The 18,473-nt window shown below is 65.8% G+C and carries 14 protein-coding genes, 3 tRNA genes and 1 pseudogene; 10 read left to right on the top strand and 8 right to left on the bottom strand.

Annotated features, from left to right (window positions below; translation table 11 throughout):
* Positions 1-69 precede the first annotated feature (69 nt).
* Positions 70-160 (top strand) — tRNA-Ser (locus tag Q0747_RS12090).
* Positions 161-207: 47 nt separating this feature from the next.
* On the opposite strand, the gene Q0747_RS12085 is transcribed toward Q0747_RS12090, so the two are convergent.
* Positions 208-2,322, bottom strand: coding sequence for an ATP-dependent DNA helicase RecQ (locus Q0747_RS12085; protein ID WP_298254965.1), 2,115 nt, complete (start codon positions 2,320-2,322; stop codon positions 208-210).
* A 91-nt stretch (positions 2,323-2,413) separates the two neighbouring features.
* Between Q0747_RS12085 and Q0747_RS12080 the strand changes: the two genes are divergently transcribed.
* A complete protein-coding gene (locus Q0747_RS12080; RefSeq protein WP_298254963.1) occupies positions 2,414-3,820 on the top strand; it encodes a phosphomannomutase/phosphoglucomutase in 1,407 nt (468 codons plus the stop codon).
* A gap of 84 nt (positions 3,821-3,904) precedes the next feature.
* Here Q0747_RS12080 and Q0747_RS12075 read toward each other — a convergent pair whose 3' ends face one another.
* A complete protein-coding gene (locus Q0747_RS12075) occupies positions 3,905-5,776 on the bottom strand; it encodes a phosphoenolpyruvate carboxykinase (GTP) (RefSeq protein ID WP_298254961.1) in 1,872 nt (623 codons plus the stop codon).
* A gap of 291 nt (positions 5,777-6,067) precedes the next feature.
* Between Q0747_RS12075 and Q0747_RS12070 the strand changes: the two genes are divergently transcribed.
* Both Q0747_RS12070 and Q0747_RS12065 read left to right on the top strand, forming a co-directional pair.
* Positions 6,068-6,143 (top strand) — tRNA-Arg (locus tag Q0747_RS12070).
* 90 nt (positions 6,144-6,233) lie between these two features.
* Entirely contained in the window at positions 6,234-7,652 is a 1,419-nt protein-coding gene (locus tag Q0747_RS12065) for an NAD(P)/FAD-dependent oxidoreductase (RefSeq protein WP_298254959.1), read from the top strand.
* 42 nt (positions 7,653-7,694) lie between these two features.
* Here the strand turns inward: Q0747_RS12065 and Q0747_RS12060 are convergent, their stop codons facing one another.
* From Q0747_RS12060 to upp, 4 genes are all read right to left on the bottom strand, one after another.
* Positions 7,695-8,231 (bottom strand): histidine phosphatase family protein, encoded by a 537-nt coding sequence (locus tag Q0747_RS12060; protein WP_298254957.1) that lies wholly within the window; start codon positions 8,229-8,231, stop codon positions 7,695-7,697.
* Between the two features lie 31 nt (positions 8,232-8,262).
* On the bottom strand, positions 8,263-9,057 hold the full coding sequence (locus tag Q0747_RS12055) for a winged helix-turn-helix domain-containing protein (protein WP_298254955.1): 795 nt from the start codon (positions 9,055-9,057) through the stop codon (positions 8,263-8,265).
* A gap of 409 nt (positions 9,058-9,466) precedes the next feature.
* Positions 9,467-9,895: an Hsp20/alpha crystallin family protein gene (locus Q0747_RS12050; protein ID WP_298254953.1), complete on the bottom strand. Its 429-nt coding sequence runs from the start codon at positions 9,893-9,895 to the stop codon at positions 9,467-9,469.
* A gap of 121 nt (positions 9,896-10,016) precedes the next feature.
* Positions 10,017-10,652 (bottom strand): uracil phosphoribosyltransferase, encoded by a 636-nt coding sequence (gene upp, locus Q0747_RS12045; RefSeq protein ID WP_148601303.1) that lies wholly within the window; start codon positions 10,650-10,652, stop codon positions 10,017-10,019.
* 23 nt (positions 10,653-10,675) lie between these two features.
* Here upp and tadA point away from each other — a divergent pair, with 23 nt between their 5' ends.
* The 4 genes from tadA to Q0747_RS12025 all read left to right on the top strand — a co-directional run bounded on the left by tadA (position 10,676) and on the right by Q0747_RS12025 (position 12,929).
* The gene (tadA, locus tag Q0747_RS12040) at positions 10,676-11,188 is read left to right on the top strand and encodes a tRNA adenosine(34) deaminase TadA (protein WP_298254950.1); all 513 of its coding nucleotides are present in this window, start codon (positions 10,676-10,678) and stop codon (positions 11,186-11,188) included.
* Positions 11,189-11,227: 39 nt separating this feature from the next.
* A complete protein-coding gene (locus tag Q0747_RS12035; protein ID WP_148601305.1) occupies positions 11,228-11,716 on the top strand; it encodes a pyridoxamine 5'-phosphate oxidase family protein in 489 nt (162 codons plus the stop codon).
* Positions 11,717-11,786: 70 nt separating this feature from the next.
* Positions 11,787-11,874 (top strand) — tRNA-Ser (locus Q0747_RS12030).
* Between the two features lie 695 nt (positions 11,875-12,569).
* Positions 12,570-12,929: a DUF4365 domain-containing protein gene (locus Q0747_RS12025; protein WP_298254947.1), complete on the top strand. Its 360-nt coding sequence runs from the start codon at positions 12,570-12,572 to the stop codon at positions 12,927-12,929.
* Here the strand turns inward: Q0747_RS12025 and Q0747_RS12020 are convergent.
* Positions 12,907-14,182 (bottom strand): annotated as a pseudogene (locus Q0747_RS12020) (IS3 family transposase). The gene Q0747_RS12025 and the pseudogene Q0747_RS12020 sit on opposite strands and share 23 nt — an antisense overlap.
* 177 nt (positions 14,183-14,359) lie before the next feature.
* Positions 14,360-15,835 carry a PucR family transcriptional regulator gene (locus tag Q0747_RS12015; protein WP_298255103.1) on the bottom strand — a complete coding sequence of 492 codons (1,476 nt, stop codon included), beginning with the start codon at positions 15,833-15,835 and terminating at the stop codon, positions 14,360-14,362.
* Between the two features lie 218 nt (positions 15,836-16,053).
* Here Q0747_RS12015 and Q0747_RS12010 point away from each other — a divergent pair, with 218 nt between their 5' ends.
* Together Q0747_RS12010 and speB are read left to right on the top strand one after the other, a co-directional pair.
* The gene (locus Q0747_RS12010; RefSeq protein ID WP_298254945.1) at positions 16,054-17,415 is read left to right on the top strand and encodes an MFS transporter; all 1,362 of its coding nucleotides are present in this window, start codon (positions 16,054-16,056) and stop codon (positions 17,413-17,415) included.
* Positions 17,412-18,392, top strand: coding sequence for an agmatinase (speB, locus tag Q0747_RS12005; protein WP_298254943.1), 981 nt, complete (start codon positions 17,412-17,414; stop codon positions 18,390-18,392). The genes Q0747_RS12010 and speB overlap by 4 nt, the downstream gene beginning before the upstream one ends.
* Positions 18,393-18,473: the final 81 nt, after the last annotated feature.

Genomic DNA, 18,473 nt, shown 5'->3' with positions numbered 1-18,473 from the left:
CCGGCCGCGGGACGGTTTTGCTCTTGCCCTCCCCTTCTGGGTAACCTTGGCAGGCTAGAGATAGCTGCTGGAGACGTGCCAGAGCGGCCGAATGGGCTTCACTGCTAATGAAGTGTGGGCCTAAAGCCTACCGGGGGTTCAAATCCCCCCGTCTCCGCCATCGGACCCCCTGGGAACAGGGGGTCCTTGTCGTGGGGGGACCCCCTGCTAGGCCTTCAGCGCCAGCGCGAACGGCAGGACATCCGCCGCTCCGGCGGCCCGCAGGGCCCGGCCGGCCTCGGTGATGGTCCACCGGCTGTCCGCCAGATCGTCCACGAGCAGCACCGGTCCGGGATGCTCAGCGAACCAGGCGGCGCCCTCGGCGGGTACGGCGAAGTGGTCCCAGACCGCGGCCAGTCTGAACGCGCTGTTGCCCCCGGGCGCCCCCTGCGGTGGGCCATCAGGTGTGTGCAGTGCTCCGAGGTAGGGGATCCGCCCCACCCCGGCGAGTGCCTGGGCGAGGGAGCCGATGAGCTGGGGACGGCGTCGGGACGGCACACTCACCACCGCGACGGGCCGCTCCTGCCAGCCCCACTGGGCCAGCACACGGACCACGGCGTCGATCACGGACCGGTCGAGGGGAGCATCCGGGGTGGTGTCGGCCAGGAGCTCACGGAGCCTGGTGCCCCAGCCCAGATCCGTGAGCCGGGCAAGGGCGCGTCCGGGCAGGATGAGTTCCGCGGGCTTGAGCTTGCCCTTCAGGGGCACGCCCAGCTTGTCCATACCGCTGGGCCACTGTCCCCGTGGCTCGAGTTCCACGCCGACCCGGCTGAGGGCCTGGTCCGCCGAATCCGACGCGTCGTGCGCCACCTCGTCGGAGTACCAGGGACCCGCGCAGTTGTCGCACCGGCCGCAGGGCGCCGCCAGGGGATCGTCCAGGGACAGGGCGAGGAACTCCATGCGGCACTGCGTGGTGTTCTCGTAGTCGAGCATGGACCGCTGCTCCACCTTGCGCGCCGCACTGATGCGACCGTAACGCTCGGCGTCGTAGGTCCAGGGCGCCCCGGTGCTCTCCCACCCCCCAGTGACCTTCCGCACCGCGCCGTCGACGTCGAGCACCTTCAGGAGCAGTTCGAGCGGTGTGCGCTTCAGGTTGACGCGCGCCTCCAGCGCCGGCGTCGACAGGACCACACCAGGCTCCAGGGCAGCCAGGACCCGGAGCGCCGCGTCCTCCGAGGGCATGGACGCCGTGGCGAAGTACTCCCAGATGTCGCGGTCCTCAGCGCCGGGGAGGAGCAGGACGTCGGCGTTGGGCGTTCCTCGGCCGGCACGTCCCACCTGCTGGTAGTAGGCCACCGGCGAGGAGGGCGCACCGAGATGCACCACGAAGCCCAGATCCGGTTTGTCGAAGCCCATCCCGAGCGCGCTGGTGGCCACGAGCGCCTTGACCTCGTTGTTCTTCAGCGCGGCCTCCGCGGCCTCGCGATCCGCGGGATCGGTGCGCCCCGTGTAGGCGCGGACGGCGTGCCCGTTCTCCCGCAGCAGGCGCGCGGTGTCCTCGGCCGCGGAGACGGTGAGGGCGTAGATGATGCCGCTGCCCGGGAGATCGGACAGGTGGGTGAGGAGCCAGGCGAGACGCGAGCGCGGGCTGGGCAGGCGCAGGACGCCGAGCCGGAGCGACTTGCGGGCCAGCTCCCCGCGCAGCGTGAAGACCTCCGTGCCACCGGCACCGAGCTGCTCCTCCACGTCCGCCACCACACGGGAGTTGGCCGTCGCCGTGGTGGCCAGGACCGGCACACCCTGGGGCAGACCCGTGATGAGCTCGCGCAGGCGCCGGTAGTCGGGGCGGAAGTCGTGTCCCCAGTCGGAGATACAGTGCGCCTCGTCGATCACCAGCAGCCCCGTGTGCCGGATCAGCTCCGGCAGGTGCTGCTCCCGGAAGGACGGGTTGTTCAGCCGTTCGGGTGAGACGAGGAGCACGTCAACCTCGTCGGCGCGGAGCTTGTCCGTGATGTCCTGCCAGTCCGTCTGGTTCGCGGAGTTGATCGCCTGGGCGCGGACCCCGGCCCGGGCCGCGGCGGCCACCTGGTCACGCATGAGGGCGAGCAGCGGAGAGACGATCAGGGTGGGGCCCTTGCCCCGCGCGCGCAGGAGCAGGCTCGCCACGAAGTAGACGGCGGACTTCCCCCATCCCGTGCGCTGGACGACGAGCGCGCGCCGGCCGTCCTCGACGAGCGCCTCGATGGCCTCGAACTGCCCCTCGTGGAAGCGGGCTTCGGCGGAGCCCACGAGGGTGTGCAGAATGCTGGTGGCTTGCTCGGACAGGGTGGTGGTCGGCGACATCGCTCCAGTATCCCAGCCCGCTCCCCCAGTCACGGCGGGCGGACGCTCATGTGGACATCGGCCGCAGCGCCGCCCCGATACACTTCCAGACGTGAGTACCCTCTTCGATCTTTCTGCATCCTTCAAGGCCTACGACGTGCGCGGCATCGTGGGCGAGACCATCACGGAGGACTCGGTCCGGGCAGTGGGTGCGGCCTTCGTGGACTCCCTGCAGCTGGCGGGCGAGACCGTCCTCGTGGGCGGTGACATGCGCCCGTCGTCGCCCGCGTTCGCCCGCGCCTTCGCCGACGGCGCCACGCGGCGTGGAGCCGATGTGCTCTTCCTCGACCTGATCTCCACCGACGAGCTGTACTACGCGAGCGGGATGCTCGACGCCGCGGGTGTCACCTTCACCGCGAGCCACAACCCCGCGCAGTACAACGGCATGAAGATGACCCGCCCGGGCGCCGTCCCGGTGTCCTCGGAGACGGGACTCGACGACGTGCAGGCGCGCGCGGAGGCGTATCTCACGGCGGGGACCATCCCGGCGGCCGACGTCCGGGGGCAGACCGGCGTGCGGGACATCCTCGAGGAGTACGCGCGGTTCCTGCGCGCCCAGGTGGATCTGTCCTCGTCCCGGCCGCTGAAGATCGTGGTGGACGCTGGCAACGGCATGGCGGGCCTGACCACGCCTGCCGTCCTCGGCGACCGCATGCTCGAGGCGTTGCCGCTGAGCATCGTCCCGCTCTACTTCGAGCTCGACGGCACGTTCCCGAACCATCCCGCGAATCCGCTCGAGCCCGAGAATCTGCGTGACCTGCAGGCGGCCGTCGTCGAGCACGGCGCGGACATCGGCATCGCGTTCGACGGCGACGCGGATCGCTGCTTCATCATCGACGAACGCGGCGAGCCGGTCTCCCCGAGCGCCATCACCGCCATGATCGCGCGCCGGGAGATCGCCCGCGCCCAGGTCGCCGGGGAGTCCGAACCGGTGATCATCCACAATCTCATCACCTCCCGCGCCGTCCCCGAACTGATCAGGAACGACGGCGGACGTCCGGTCCGCACGCGGGTGGGCCACTCCTTCATCAAGGCCGTCATGGCCGAGGAGGGCGCCGTCTTCGGTGGTGAGCACTCCGCCCACTACTACTTCCGCACATTCTGGAATGCCGATACCGGGATGCTGGCGGCCATGCACGTGCTGGCCGCACTCGGCGAGCAGGACGGCCCGCTGTCGGACCTCGGCCGCGAGTACGAGCCCTATGTCTCCTCCGGCGAGGTCAACTCGAAGGTGGCGGACCTCCAGGCCTCCATCGAGCGGGCCAGGGCCGAGTTCGACCGGGAGGGCGTGGTGGTGGACGATCTCGACGGCCTCACCTTCACCCCGGAGCACGGCCACTGGTGGTTCAATCTACGCCCGTCCAACACCGAGCCGTATCTCCGGCTCAATGCGGAGGCGGAGGACAGGGACACCCTCGAGGAGCTCGTGCAGCGCGTCCTCGCCGTGGTCCGCGACTGAGCCCGATCCCGCGGCAGGCATCGCCGAACGGGAACAGGCCCCCTCCGTCGACGGAGGGGGCCTGTTCTTCTCGTGGGTGCTGTCTCAGACGGCGCTGAAGCGTTCCTTCAGCCCCTCGAGCTGACCCCTCATCTCCTCGGGCAGCGACTCGCCGAAGCGCTCGTACCACTGCTCGATGCCCTCCAGCTCCTCCGCCCACTCGGCGGCGTCGACGTGGACGGCCGCCTCGACCTCGGCGGGGCTCATGTCGAGGCCCGTGAGATCGAGGGAGTCGCCCGTGGGGACGAAGCCGATCGGCGTCTCGACCGCATCGGCCGTTCCCTCGAGGCGCTCGATGACCCACTTGATCACGCGCGAGTTCTCGCCGAACCCGGGCCAGGCGAATCCGCCGTCGGCCGTGCGGCGGAACCAGTTGACCAGGAAGATCTTCGGCAGGCGGGCCTGGTTCGCGTCCGCGCTGAGGGTGAGCCAGTGCTTGAGGTAGTCACCGGCGTCGTACCCGATGAACGGGAGCATGGCCATGGGATCGCGGCGTACACGCCCCACCTGGCCCGCAGCGGCGGCCGTGGTCTCCGAGGACAGCGTGGAGCCCATGAAGATGCCGTTGGCCCAGTCCCGGGACTGGGTGACCAGGGGTACCGTCGTCTTGCGGCGGCCACCGAAGAGGATCGCCGAGAGCTCCACGCCGTCGGGGTGGTTGTACTCCTCGGCGAGGATGTCCACCTGGTTGATCGGCGTGCAGAACCGTGCGTTGGGGTGGGCGGCCGTGTGCTCCATGTCCGGCGTCCAGTCCCTGCCCTGCCAGTCGGTCAAGTGCTCGGGGACCTCCTCGGTCATGCCCTCCCACCACACACCGCCGTCGTCGGTGAGTGCCACGTTGGTGAAGACCGAGTTGCCCTTGGCGATGGCCCGCATCGCGTTCGGGTTGGTCTGCCATCCCGTTCCGGGGGCGACGCCGAACAGACCCGCCTCGGGGTTGACGGCCCTCAGCTCGCCCTCCTCGCCGAAGCGCATCCAGGTGATGTCGTCGCCGAGGGTCTCGACCTTCCAGCCCTCGATGGTCGGGTCGAGCAGGGCGAGATTGGTCTTGCCGCAGGCCGACGGGAAGGCCGCGGAGAGGTAGTAGGTCTTGTCCTGGGGGGAGGTGAGCTTGAGGATCAGCATGTGCTCCGCCAGCCAGCCCTCGTCGCGCGCCATGACGGAGGCGATCCGCAGGGCGTAGCACTTCTTGCCGAGCAACGCGTTGCCGCCGTACCCGGAGCCGTAGGACCAGATGGAGCGCTCCTCCGGGAAGTGGACGATCCACTTCTCCTCGTTGCACGGCCAGGGGACGTCCGCCTCGCCGTCGGCGAGCGGTGCGCCGAGCGAGTGGAGTGCCGGCACGAAGTCGGCGTCCAGCTCGGTCATCCGGTCCAGGACCGGGGTGCCGATGGTCGCCATGATGCGCATGGAGGTGACCACGTACGCACTGTCCGTGATCTCGACGCCGAACTTGGGATCCTTCGCGTCGAGGTGGCCCATGACGAAGGGGATGACGTACATGGTGCGGCCACGCATCGATCCGGAGAACAGGCCCTCGAGCTTGGTCTTCATCTCGGTCGGGTCCATCCAGTTGTTGGTGAAGCCCGCCTCCCGCTCGTCCTTCGAGCAGATGAAGGTCTGCTCCTCCACGCGGGCGACGTCCCTGGGGTCGGAGAACGCGGCGAAGGAGTTGGGGAACGTGTCGGGGTTGAGCCGCACGAAGGTTCCGGCCTCCACCAGCTCGTCGGTGAGGCGTGTGTTCTCGGCCTCCGAACCGTCCACCCAGACCACCTCGGTGGGCTGGGTCATCTCCTGGACGTCCCTGACCCAGGCGAGCAACCCCTGATGGCCGGTCGGAGCGGAGCCGCCTGTCAGGCCACGGCCTGCGGACTCGGTGGGGGTGGCCTCGTCAAGCTGGCGCACGGGATCGCCCATTTGTCTTCCCTTCGTTGGGTGCTCGGTATCTTCCGATGCTAGGGGTGGGCCTTTTCATGGAGGGTGGATCCTGACGGATCCGGGCAGTACGTTCCCCGCCGATCCGCGGGACAGCGGGGTTCTGGGCAGCGTACTCCCGCTCTTCTGTGATAAAGGTCACGTAGACCGGTATAGCACTCCTGCGGTGCCACTCCTGATTAGGCAGAGCACCGATTACGCGCTAACGTTGTCTACGGCCGAAAGGCCAGCACGTAGGATGCCTCTCCATGTCTGGAATGGCGGACTGCGGATGCGTGCGTAGCTCAACGGATAGAGCATCTGACTACGGATCAGAAGGTTGGGGGTTCGAATCCCTTCGCGCGCACCACGGTATCCGTGATCATGAAGGGCCCCGACTCCCGTCGGGGCCCTTCGTCGTCGGGTTGCCCGTGTCACCGCCGGATGCCAAGCTCGGCCTATGAGCGAATACCAGACTGTAGATGTCATCGTCATCGGCGCCGGCGCCGTCGGCGAGAATGCCGCCGGGCGCGCCGTCCAGAAGGGACTGTCGGTGGTCCTGGTGGAGGCCGATCTCGTGGGCGGGGAGTGCTCCTACTGGGCGTGCATGCCGTCGAAGGCACTCCTGAGCCCGGGATCCACGCTCGAGGCTGCACGCAGCGTCCCCGGCGCACGCGAGGCCGTCACCGGCACCCTCGACGTCCAGCAGGTCCTGGAACGCCGCACATCCTTCACGAGCAACTGGGACGACGCCTCGCAGGCGGAGTGGGTGGAGTCCGCTGGCATCACCCTCGAACGGGCCCAGGCCACCGTGTCCGGCGAACGTGAGGTGACCATCACCCGCACGGACGGCTCGCAGGCGCGCTACCGGGCCGAGCACGCCGTCGTGCTGGCGACGGGCTCGACGCCGACCATCCCGCCCATCGACGGTCTCGCCGACCTCGACTACTGGACCACGCGGGACGCCACGTCCGCGTCGGAGGTCCCGGCCAGCCTCGCCGTCGTCGGCGGCGGTGTGGCCGGCGTTGAGCTGGCCCAGGCGTGGGCGCGGCTCGGAGCCGAGGTCACGGTGGTGGCCCGCAGCGGCATCCTCGCGAACTATCCCCGGGAGGCCTCCGACCTCGTCCTCGCAGCACTGCGCGCGGAGGGCGTCACCGTCCTCACCGACACCAGCACCAACTCCGTCCGCAAGGACGGCGGCGCGTTCGTCCTCGACGTCGGCGACGGCGACACGGTCACGGCCGAGAAGCTGCTCATCTCCACGGGCCGCCACCCGAACACCGCGGGGATCGGACTCGAGGAGCTCGGCATTGACCCGAAGGAGATGGAGAGCGACGACACCGGGCGTGTGGTCGGAGCCGGCGGCTGGCTCTACACCGTCGGTGACGCGCGCGGCCGGGTGCTGCTCACGCACCAGGGCAAGTACGAGGCGCGCCTGACCGCCGATGCCATCGCGGCGAGGTCCACCGGCTCGCTCGGCGACACGGCCGAGGCATGGAGTCCGTTCGCGGCGACCGCCGACACCGTCGCCGTCCCCCAGGTGACCTTCACCGATCCGCAGATCGCCATGGTGGGGCGCACCCTCGAGCAGGCGCGGGAGGCCGGCATCGACGCGTCGGAGACGTCGCTGTCCATCGCCGTCGCCGGGTCCGCGCTCCAGGCGGACGACTACGAGGGCTGGGCGCAGCTCGTGGTGGACGAGGAGCGCAAGGTGATCGTCGGGGCCACGTTCGCGGGGCCCGAGGTGGCCGAACTGCTGCACGCCGCGACCATCGCCGTCGTCGGTGAGGTACCCCTCGATCGACTGTGGCACGCCGTCCCGTCCTACCCCACCGTCAGCGAGGTGTGGCTCCGGCTGCTCGAGCAGTACGGGCTGTAGCGCCAGGGCCGTATCGGCACAGCCCGATCAGCGCAGGGCGGATCAGCGCAGGGTCGGGGCGCGCCGCACCACGAAGTCGGTCACCTCGGCGTTGCGGTGGTCCAGCTCCGCCCACTCGCCGTCGAACGTCATCACGGTGAGCCCCGCCGTCGGGTAATCCGTCGCGAGGTCCATCACCGCGCGTTCGCTCGAGCGGGCCGACGCCAGGCGCATGGCGAGCTCCTGAACCCCCGGATTGTGCGCGATGACGAGCAGGCTCGTCACGGTGGCCGGGACGTGGTTGATCAGGGTGAGCATCTCGGTGGGGTGCGCGGCGTAGAGGTCGTCCTCCAGCTTCGGTGTGGGCGCCTTGTCCCCCAGTTCCTTGCAGACCCAGGTGCAGGTCTGGCGTGTGCGCAGCGCCGTCGAGACGAGGATGGAGTCGGGGACGGCGTCGTGCTCCACCATCCAGCGGCCGATCAACGGTGCGTCGGCGTGCCCGCGCGAGCTGAGCGAGCGCTCGTGGTCCGGCACGCCCTGCTGCAACTCGGCCTTCGCGTGGCGAAGGAGCATGAGTTTCTTCTGCTGATGGGAGGCCATACCCCAAAGTCTAGGGTGTGGCGCCGGAGGCCTAGATGGAGTACTCCGGAGCGGCCCAGACGACCACCTCGGGGTGGTCGTAGAAGCGGTACCCCTGGCCCCGCACGGTGCGCACGGTGTTGGCCAGGCGTCCCAGCTTCGCCCGCAACCGCCGGATGTGGACGTCGATGGTGCGCTCGTTGGGGACTTCCTCGGCGTTCCGCCAGAGCCCGCAGAGGAGCTCCTCGCGGCCGACGGTGCGCGCCGCGTTCTCGACCAGGTAGTTGAGGAGCTCGAACTCCTTGAACGTCAGATTCAGCGTCTGGCCATCCAGCTGCACCTCGCGGCGCGAGAGGTCGATGAGCACGCCCGTGGCGCGCTGCGTCGGGGCGGGCGCCGGATCGGGTCGCGTGCGCCGCGCCACGGTCGGATCGCCGAGTGCCGCCCGGACGACGTCGATGTCGGACCCCTCGGCGTCGGCCGGGGCGAGGGCCACCGCCGCGTGGCTCGCCGCCATGGGCACGAGGGAGCGCACATAGGCCCGGACGTCCTGGGCGAGATCGGAGAAGGTGGTTCCCGCAGCGGCAGCCGTCGCCTCGTCGAGCGCGACATAGAGGACGAATCCGCGGGGGGACGTGTCCTTCGAGACGGCCTGCGGACCGGGGACGCCGTTGGGAGTGACGACGGGGACGGGAGCGGTCAGGGGTTCGACGCCGGCCCCGGGGATCTCGTGGAAGCGGGAGGCCCGCTGCGCCTGGGGATCGACCGACGGCGCGAACTGCCGGCGGGCCGGGCGGTTCTGCGCGGAGCGGAGGGAGATATGGACGTAGCCCTGGTTCACTGACATGGATGCAACCTCGTGGAGTGTGCCGTCATCACGGCTCGAATGCGGGATGTGCCCGGTCGGGATGGGAAGTGGTGCCCGCCGTTGGGCAAGAAGTGCGTGGAGCGGTTGGGGTGTAACCGTTACGCGTGCATTCGACAGCAGCGATGGACGGCTCCGGACACGGGGTCGGGAAGCGTGGCTGCAGATGCGAGTGATGTGGTGATCACATGTCGAATTATTGCATGTCACATTCGCGCCAGTACAAGTAACAATGAGGAAGGGTCCACCATGTGGACAGGTCGGTGCTCGAGATCCTCCGGCTCTGCCTCTCGAGCACCCCGGCACGCGGAAGTGCCCCGGACGGGAGCGGCACGCCGCCCCCGTCCGGGGCACTCTACTCAGGGGGCGGCCCGTGGCCGCTCCTGACCCGTCAGGACGTGCTGCCCTCGAGGACCTCCTGCTTGCCCGTGTGGTTGACGCTGATCTTCCGCGGCTTGGCCTCCTCGGCCACCGGGATGGTCAGGGTGAGCACACCGTCCCGGTACTCCGCCTCGATCTTGTCGAGCGCTACGCCGTAGCCCAGGGTCACCTGCCGGGCGAAGGTCCCGGAGGGGCGTTCGTGGGTCAGCCACTGCACCTGCTCGTCCAGGTCCTGGGTCCGCTCAGCCCGGATGGTCAGGGTGCGGTCCTCGACGTCGACGTCGATGGTTCCGGGGTCGACGCCCGGCATGTCGACGTGGGCGACGAACTGTTCGCCCTTGCGGTACAGATCCATGGGCATCGCCGCCGACGCGGGATTGCGCAGCGCGCCTCCAAGGAGCCGGTCGATGTCACGGAATGGGTCGAACGTGGTTGCCATTGCTTCCTCCTCAGTCGTGTCGTGTCCCACTCGGGTCCAACCACGGACTTGAGTGGGTGTGACTCAACTTTAGAACAGCGCTTCAGCCTTCACAAGTCGGCCGATGGAGATTTTCGAGGGCCTAACCCACGACGCCGTAGAGGCGATCGCCGGCGTCCCCGAGGCCCGGCACGATGTACGACTTCTCGTCGAGCTTCTCGTCGATCGACGCGAGCACGATGGTGACATCGCGGTCCTCGAGCTCGGCCTGGAGGGTGGCGAGACCCTCGGGCGCTGCGAGCAGGCAGATGCAGGTGATGTCCGCGGCCCCGCGGGCGAAGAGGAACTTAATGGCTTCGCGGAGGGTGCCGCCGGTGGCCAGCATCGGATCGAGCACGAACACCTGGCGTCCGGTGAGGTCGTCCGGCAACCGCTCCGCATAGGTGATGGCCTCGAGGGTCTCCTCGTTGCGGGCCATGCCGAGGAAGCCCACCTCGGCCGTCGGCACGAGGCGCGTCATGCCCTCGAGCATGCCGAGTCCTGCCCGGAGGATGGGGACCACCAACGGGGTGGGCTTGACCAGCCCCACTCCCTCGGTGCTCGTGACCGGCGTCTGGATCGACACCGTCTCCACGCGCACCTCGCGGGTGGCCTCGTAGGCCAGCAGGGTCACGAGCTCCTCGGTGAGGAGGCGGAACACCGGCGACGACGTGTCCTTGTCCCTCAGAACCGTCAGTTTGTGGGCTACCAGGGGATGGTCGACTACCAGTACACGCATTTCTCAAAAGTACCATTGGGCCCATGACCCACTCCCCGCCGCCCGTGAGCGCCGCGCACCACGCGTGGATGGGTCTGGCGCTGGAGGCTGCGCGGCTCGCAGCGGCTACGGCGGACGTGCCGATCGGCGCCGTCGTCGTCGGACCCGATGGTGCCGTGCTCGGCACGGGGTGGAACCAGCGCGAGGAGCTCGGTGACCCGACGGCGCACGCCGAGGTGCAGGCCATCCGCGCCGCCGCCGTGCGGAGGGGCTCCTGGCGGCTCGAGGGCTCCACCCTCGTGGTGACGCTGGAGCCATGTGCCATGTGCGCGGGGGCCAGTGTTCTGGCCCGGATCCCCCGCGTGGTGTTCGGCGCGTGGGACGAGAAGGCGGGCGCCTCGGGGTCCGTGTTCGACGTGCTGCGCGAACCCCGGTTGAACCACTGGACCGAGGTGTTCGCGGGTGTACGGCAGGACGAGTGCGCGGCGTTGCTGACGGACTTCTTCGCCGTCCGGCGGGCGGAGACCGGCGTGCTGCACCGGGGCGATCCTGCGTAGGCTTGGGACCATCCGCAGTATCCCCATGAAGGAGTAGACGTGGCAGACCAGCAGGACGGCATGAAGGAAGTACAGGAGATCCTCGGCAAGGCCGACATCGCGATCCTCACCACAGTGAACCTCGACGGTCAGCTCGTGAGCCGACCGCTCGCGCTGCAGGCGAAGGACTTCGACGGCGATCTCTGGTTCTTCACCGAGGACCCCTCCCCCAAGGCCGACGAGATCCGCGCCAACCCGCAGGTGAACGTCTCGGCGAGCACGGGCAAGGGCTACGTGTCGGTTGCCGGGACGGCCACGCTGTCCAAGGACCAGGCGAAGATCGACGAGCTCTGGGATCCTTCGGTCTCGGCATGGTTCGAGAACGGCCGCGACGATCCCGCCGTGACCCTCATCCACGTCGACGCCGACACGGCCGAGTACTGGTCCATGGACGCTCCCCGCGTCGTGTCCGCGGTGAAGATGGTCAAGGGGCTCGTGACCGGGAGCAAGCCGGACGTGGGCAACAACGACGTCGTCGACCTGCCCTAGCCTCCCTTCCCGGCGGCGGCCGGCCACCGTTTTGGGCATGTCACCCCCGACCCGGTACAGTGACGGCGTTGGTGACGTGTCCGAGCGGCCGAAGGTGCAACACTCGAAATGTTGTTTGGTGAAAGCCAACGTGGGTTCAAATCCCACCGTCACCGCCACTGAAAACCCCCGGGAAACCGGGGGTTTTCTGCATTATCGGGGTGCTCGTGGTGCATTTGTGGTGCATAAATCGAAGAGTTGCAGCCGCATTAAGGTGCTACCGCACGCATGTTGGGGCACCTGATGTTCGGGGACGTAGGAGCATGCTGAGTGCCGCAAGCGGTAGCTACACCAGTCTTACGACCGCGATAGGGATCGAACGTTCCAGACGCTTCATCCAGGGCGGCCCGCAATTAGGAAGATGCTGCATGCCCCGGTCGCGTGGTACGGCATAGATGAACGTCGTGCCTCCCAGCAGCCGGCAGATGAATCTGCTCGGCCTCCCGGTTCGGCGAGGCAATCGAGCCAGCCGACTGAGCGGACCTACCCTTATTGGATGTACCCTCCACCTACTGGGCCGGATCTAACCGCCGAGCAACGCCAGGGGCTTGACGACATGTTCCTGTCGTCCGATCCCTACGCGTACTTCAGTGTTCGGATTGGGATGACTCTTCGGTGGACAGCCCGTGTCCTGATCGTATTTTCGGCCAAGGCGCCGGTCGGGATGAGGTTCCCTCTTACCACCCCCGTGGTGGCGGGCCAATGCAGCGCCGAGCGGGCATCGCGTTTCGAGACGCGTTCATTCCGCTCACTTTCCACTGGCTCCGCAATGCACGATGTCCGGGTTGTTGCCGACGACGAGACGAGAATATAGATGCGGGCTCCCGAGAACGAAGCCACAGGAACATCGGGGGAGTCCGAGGTCCTCGGGCAGTTCGAACGCCTGGGCTGGGGCGGTGTAATTGACAGCCGCCACGACACAGGGACCGATCTGTATCTGCGACCCCGGGACGCCCGCCGGTACGAACTCGGCGCCGTTATGGGCGCCCAGGTCAAGACGGGGCCGTCCTTCTTCAGGTCCCCGATGAAGGATGACGAGGGCACCACCACCGGGTGGTGGTTCACCGCAAACCGTGAGCACTTTGATTACTGGCTCCGCCATGCCCTGCCCCACGTGGTGATCCTGAATTCCCCTAGGTTCTCTGCCGCTCTCATACTGGGCGACCCTCGGTGATGAGGGAGTCGTAGTGAGTGTTTTCGAACTCTATCGGGGTGAGGTACCCCAGGCTCGAGTGGAGCCGGTGGGTGTTGTACCACTGGACCCAGCCGGCGGTGGCGTACTCGACCTCGGAGAGGGTCTTGTACGGCCCGTCGTGGAAGACCCTCGTGCGGATGCACTCGGTCTTGTAGAGACCGTTGATCGTCTCCATCAGTGCGTTATCGTAAGCATCGCCAACGGTTCCGATCGACGGCGCGATACCCTCGATCGCCAGGTGCTCGGTGAGCCTCAATGATGTGTATTGGCTACCGGCAGCGCTGTGATGCACCAGCTGCCCGGGGGTGAACGGGTGTCCCTCGTACTCGCGCTGCCAGATCGCCATCCGCAGTGGAGTCATTACCAGCGAGGTGTGCTTGGTGTTCTGGGCGTGCCAGGCCACGATCCGTTGGGCGAACACGTCGACGATGAAGGCCACGTAGACGAACCCGGACCAGGTCCGTACGTAGGTGAAGTCGGTGACCATACCGTGTTCGGCACGACCGCGGTGAAATCACGGTTGAGCAGGTCTCCAGCCCGCACCCCGTCCTTGCCAGCCACCGTGGTGCGCACCGGTCTGCCACGGCGCACCCCGCTCAAGTCCAGGGCGCGCATCGCCCGGTCAACGGATCCGGGGCTTGCCTGCGGGTGGCCGGTGCGGCGCAGCAGCGCCAGCATCTTCGCCCGCCCGTAAAGTCCTTCCGGGGCCAGCCGCACCCGACCCATCTGATCAGTGGTCCAGGCTGCGTCGCGGACCGCGTTCATGACAGCTGCGTCGGTGAGCGTTCGGACCGCAACCTTCTGCGCACGCCAGGATCGGTAGGTGCGCGCGGCGATCCGGCAGCCCTGCTCGCGCAGAATCCGGCAGATCGACTCGACCACGTGCCCCTTGGACCTCATCTGATCGATGAAGCCCATGATCAACGCTTGCGGGGGTCGAGTTCCCCCGCGAAGAAAGTCGTCGCGGCTTTCAAGATCGCCACGTCCTCACGCAACCGGCGGTTCTCTGCTTTCAGCCGTCTGATTTCCTCGTCCTCGGCCGTCGTGAGACCCTCGCGTTCCCCGGCGTCGATCTGGGCTCTTCGTACCCAGTTCCGCAGTGTCTCCTTCCCCACGCCTAGGTTCGTTCCAACCGCTGCGCAGGCCTGGCTGATGGAGGCGTACTCCGGGAGCTGCTCGAGCACCATCCGCACGGCACGCTCCCTGATCGCGGGATCAATACTCTTTGGCATGACAACATCCTTCCTGACCAGAAAAGACGCGGCATCAAACCTATGGGGATTCACTGTTGCGACGACCGGTTGAATACGGCGTTACTCCAACAATCCGGTGTTGCAACGACCAGCTGAACCTGCCCGATTCAGATCACCCAACTTATGGGCGCTGCACAGTCACACATGTCACTTCTGTCACCGTCCTCCAGCCAGCCGAGTTCGGGCTTGAAGGGCGAGCCAAATCTGTGCCAGATCGTCGGTCTCCGCCAGCTTGCGTCCTGTGAGTTGTTCAACCTGGCGAATCCGGTAGAGCACAGTTTGCCGGTGCAAATGCAGAGCGGTCGCAGTCGTCTGCCAGGATCGGCGGTGGCTCAAGAACGATTGGAGGGTATCCAGAAGCTCCGTATGGCGCTCACGGTCGTGATCGAGCACCGGCCCCAGTACCTGATCGACGAGAAGTTGAGCATCCTCGATGGAACCTACTCCCGCGACGGAAGGGACCTCTCCGTAGTACACAATGGTGGCCTGGGAATCGGTCGCGGCGCCAAGGGCCCAGTTAGCTTCTCGTACGGCCTCCTGTGCGCGGCCTGCTGTCTTTAGAGGTGCACTAACACCGACGCGTCCATTCGGTCCCAATGCCTCGAGAACAGCATCAACGGACTCCTCGCTTGCGTGCAGAATCGAACGAATGGTGTTCCCGCGCACGGACAGGATGTGCGGTACCGCCTGGCGCCACAAGCGTATATGAATCTCTCGTATATGGTCCTCCGCGGTGGCCGTCATGGCTGTAAGAACAGCGCGTGACGGGTCAACGCCGAGTGCGACTAACTGGCGCCCGGCGGCAAGAGGGCCAATTGTTCCTTCGAGCAACTGCGCCATCAGCTCGGCTCCACTGCGTCGCTGGTGTTCCAGCGTAAGACGTGTCTGTCCCAACTCAAGCGCGGCCACGGTCGCTGCGTGTTGCAATAAGATGCCGTCCAGGGGCAAACCTGACGTACGGACGACCAATGCGGCGTTCTCATGTGTCGGAATGGCAACTAACACCACCTCGCCGCCACCATCAAGCGCACGGGAACGGGTGCCGACCACGAGGCTCCCTTCACCTGCGACTATCGACCGTACTGCTTGGGTAACGTTTGCGGGCGGGTGCGGCCCTCCAGGATGAAAAGCTTCGCCTACCCTCCGGTCACAGATATATACGGCGCACCCAAGCTCCCGTGTTAGTGCGAGCGCGATCTCGGATGTGTCGGCACCAATGGCTGACACTCGGCGGAGGGTGTCATAGATGCGAGCCGTCTGAATGAGACGCTGCGATTGCTCGAGGAGATTTGCTTCTGCCACGGCGCGCGAAATTGATGTGAACGGCAGCGGGAAACCGATGAGAAGGACAGGAAAGCCGAGTCTGTCGCTTTCTTGAGTGAATTCCTCGGTTAGGGGAGGGCAGTACATTTCCTCACCAATGGCTAAACCACTGGCACCTGCGTTCTCCAGTCGGCGCAGGAAGCTGACCTGTTCGGAGCCGGAGGTCGGGAATGACATGCCGTTTGTCAGCAAGAGTTGACAGGTGCTTACCCACTGCCAGGGATCGGGTAAGTCCGAGGTGTGAGTCCATGTCACCCCACGGCTCACTCCTTCTACCCCCGAGTGAAGCCGGAGACGCAGATGCGGCATCCTGAGCAGTTCATCGACTGTAAGACCCATGACTGAACTCTACGATGCTACGCGACCGGCCCAGAGTGCCTGAGCGATCGCACAACAAGTTCTTTATTGTTCGTGCGGCCGATTACTAGTGACCGTCACACCTGTGCTCCAAACTTCTGGTAGCCGCCTTGCGGTCGAGCGCTCTGCTTGCAGAGCAAAGCCAAGAGACAAGCGCAAAGGAGTGCAGCGTGTCACAATCGCACCAACTTATCGACAACGCTCCATTGACCAGGTTTCATAAAAAACTTACCGTATACTCGTCGGGTGGGCCGTTCATCGATGGTTTCGCAATTGCGATCATCGGGCTGACCTGGGCGAGCATGTCAACGTTCATAGAAGTGTCAAACAGCGAAAAGGGCTTGATTGCGGCCGCAGTGCTGGTGGGAATCTTCTTCGGCGGAGCCGTTTTCGGGTGGGTGACGGACAAGGTGGGCCGTCACATCATGTACATTCTTGACCTTGCGGCACTCGCACTGTTCTCGATCCTTTCCTTCTTCGTCACAGAAGTGTGGCAGCTAGTGGTCCTGCGCTTTCTGATCGGTGTCGCAATCGGCGCCGACTACCCCATCGCAACCTCATTGTTGGCCGAGTATCTGCCGGCCAAATATCGCGGACGAATGCTCGGCGCGACCTTCGTAGTATGGGCACTCGGTGCTACGGCTGCTCCCGTTGTTGCTATTCTGGCGACCCAGTTGGTGGGCGATGATGCCTGGCGGTGGATGCTCGCCAGCCCCGCTGTCTTCGCGCTCGTGACACTTTTCCTACGTCTTGGAACGCCAGAGTCTCCCCGGTGGCTAGTATCGCAGGGACGTGCTGGCGAAGCGGATGCCTCTATCAAGAAGGTATTCGGCCCCGAGTATGGCGTTGAGAGCCTGGGCGAAATTGAGCCCGAGTCGAAGGTCAATTTGGCTGCACTCTTCCGCGATCCGTACTTGAAGCGCACGCTTTTTGTCAGCCTGTTCTGGATGTGCCAGGTTATTCCGTTGCTGTCGATCTACTCGTTCTCATTCGACATAATTGCCAAAATGGGATTGACGGGCAACGGAGCTGAAGTGTTCCTCGCAGCGTTGTTCGTCGTCGGCGGCGTCCCGGGGTTGCTCCTCGTGGACAAGATCGGTCGTAAAGCGCTACTAATCTACTCCTTCGGAGGTATCGCCCTAATCTGGGGCTTGGCTGGCCTCGTGCCAGGCCTACCACTCATGATTGGGTTCCTGGCCATCTGTGCATTTGCGCTCCTTTCGGGCGCCTCGAACTTCCTTGAGATCGTCTACCCGAACGAGCTGTTCCCCACAGAGGTGCGCGCCACCGCAGTCGGCATCGGTACAGCAGTCAGCCGCATCGGCGCAGCAATCGCTGTCTACTTGATGCCCTTCCTGCTGGAGCGTGGCGTCAACCTGGTGCTCCTTGCAGGTGCCGTCATCTCCGCGATCGGCTTGGCAGTGACCCTGGTATGGGGCGAGGAAACAGCTGGACGCTCCCTCACGGACACTTCACAAAAATCCACTACTACTCAAACCCGTAAGCGCACCGCGAAGGAGAACATGTCATGAGCCGCAATACCCCAATTATCGGCCCCGTCAGTGGAACCCAGGTTCCTCGTTATGCCGGAGCATCCACATTCGCCAGACTTCCCGAGATTGATCGCGTCAGTGACTACGACGTGGCCATCCTCGGCGTCCCTTTCGATGGAGGTACGTCTTTCCGTCCTGGCGCCCGGTTCGGTCCGATGGAAGTGCGCAAGTCGTCGCGTCATCTGCGGCCTGCTTTTCACGTAGAACTCGACATTGCCCCATTCCAAGAGGTCCAAGTTGTTGATGCCGGCGACGTGACAGTCACGCCCTTCAGCATCGACGACGCCATGGGGCAAATTCAACGACAGGCTGAAGAGATTCAGGGCAACAATGCTGATCGTCGACTCATCGCCATCGGAGGAGACCACACGGTCGCTTTGCCAATGCTCCGCAATGTAGTGGCTCAGCATGGTCCAGTCGCTCTGATACATTTCGACGCGCACCTAGACACCTGGGATACGTACTTCAACGCCCCTGTGACACATGGCACCGTCCTCAGACGTGCTTTCGAAGAAGGGCTGCTAGTCGAGGACCACTCTATGCACCTAGGTCTCCGCGGGCCGATCTACGACAAGATCGACCTCAAAGAAGATGCGGACTTTGGATTCAAGGCCATCCGCGCGAGTGACTTCGACCGTATCGGATTTGAAGCGGCCGTCGCGCAGGTCAAAGAACGGGTGGGTGACACGCCGGTCTACCTGTCGATCGATATAGACGTCTTGGACCCCGCTTTCGCGCCAGGCACAGGCACGCCGGAGATGGGCGGGCTTTCCAGCCGTGAGCTACTCCGTCTGCTGCGCAGCCTCGATGGCATCAACATAGTAGGAGCAGACGTCGTCGAGGTTGCCCCCGCGTACGACCATGCCGAAGTGACCACGTTGGCAGCGGCAACTGTGGTCTATGACATCGTCGGTCTGATGGCGCAGCAGACCTCGCGTGGGTCATCTGTGGGCTAAGACAACTAGGGCGTGTCTCCTAACCGTTTGAGCCAGAGGGTGATCGCCCGCAGGACGGCCCCACCTCGGTAGGTGAGGGCG

The sequence above is a fragment of the uncultured Arthrobacter sp. genome (genome assembly GCF_947493765.1).
Classification (GTDB): domain Bacteria; phylum Actinomycetota; class Actinomycetes; order Actinomycetales; family Micrococcaceae; genus Arthrobacter_D.
The sequence above is the reverse complement of the archived record's forward strand: the minus strand, read 5'-3'. Positions and strand labels throughout refer to the sequence as shown.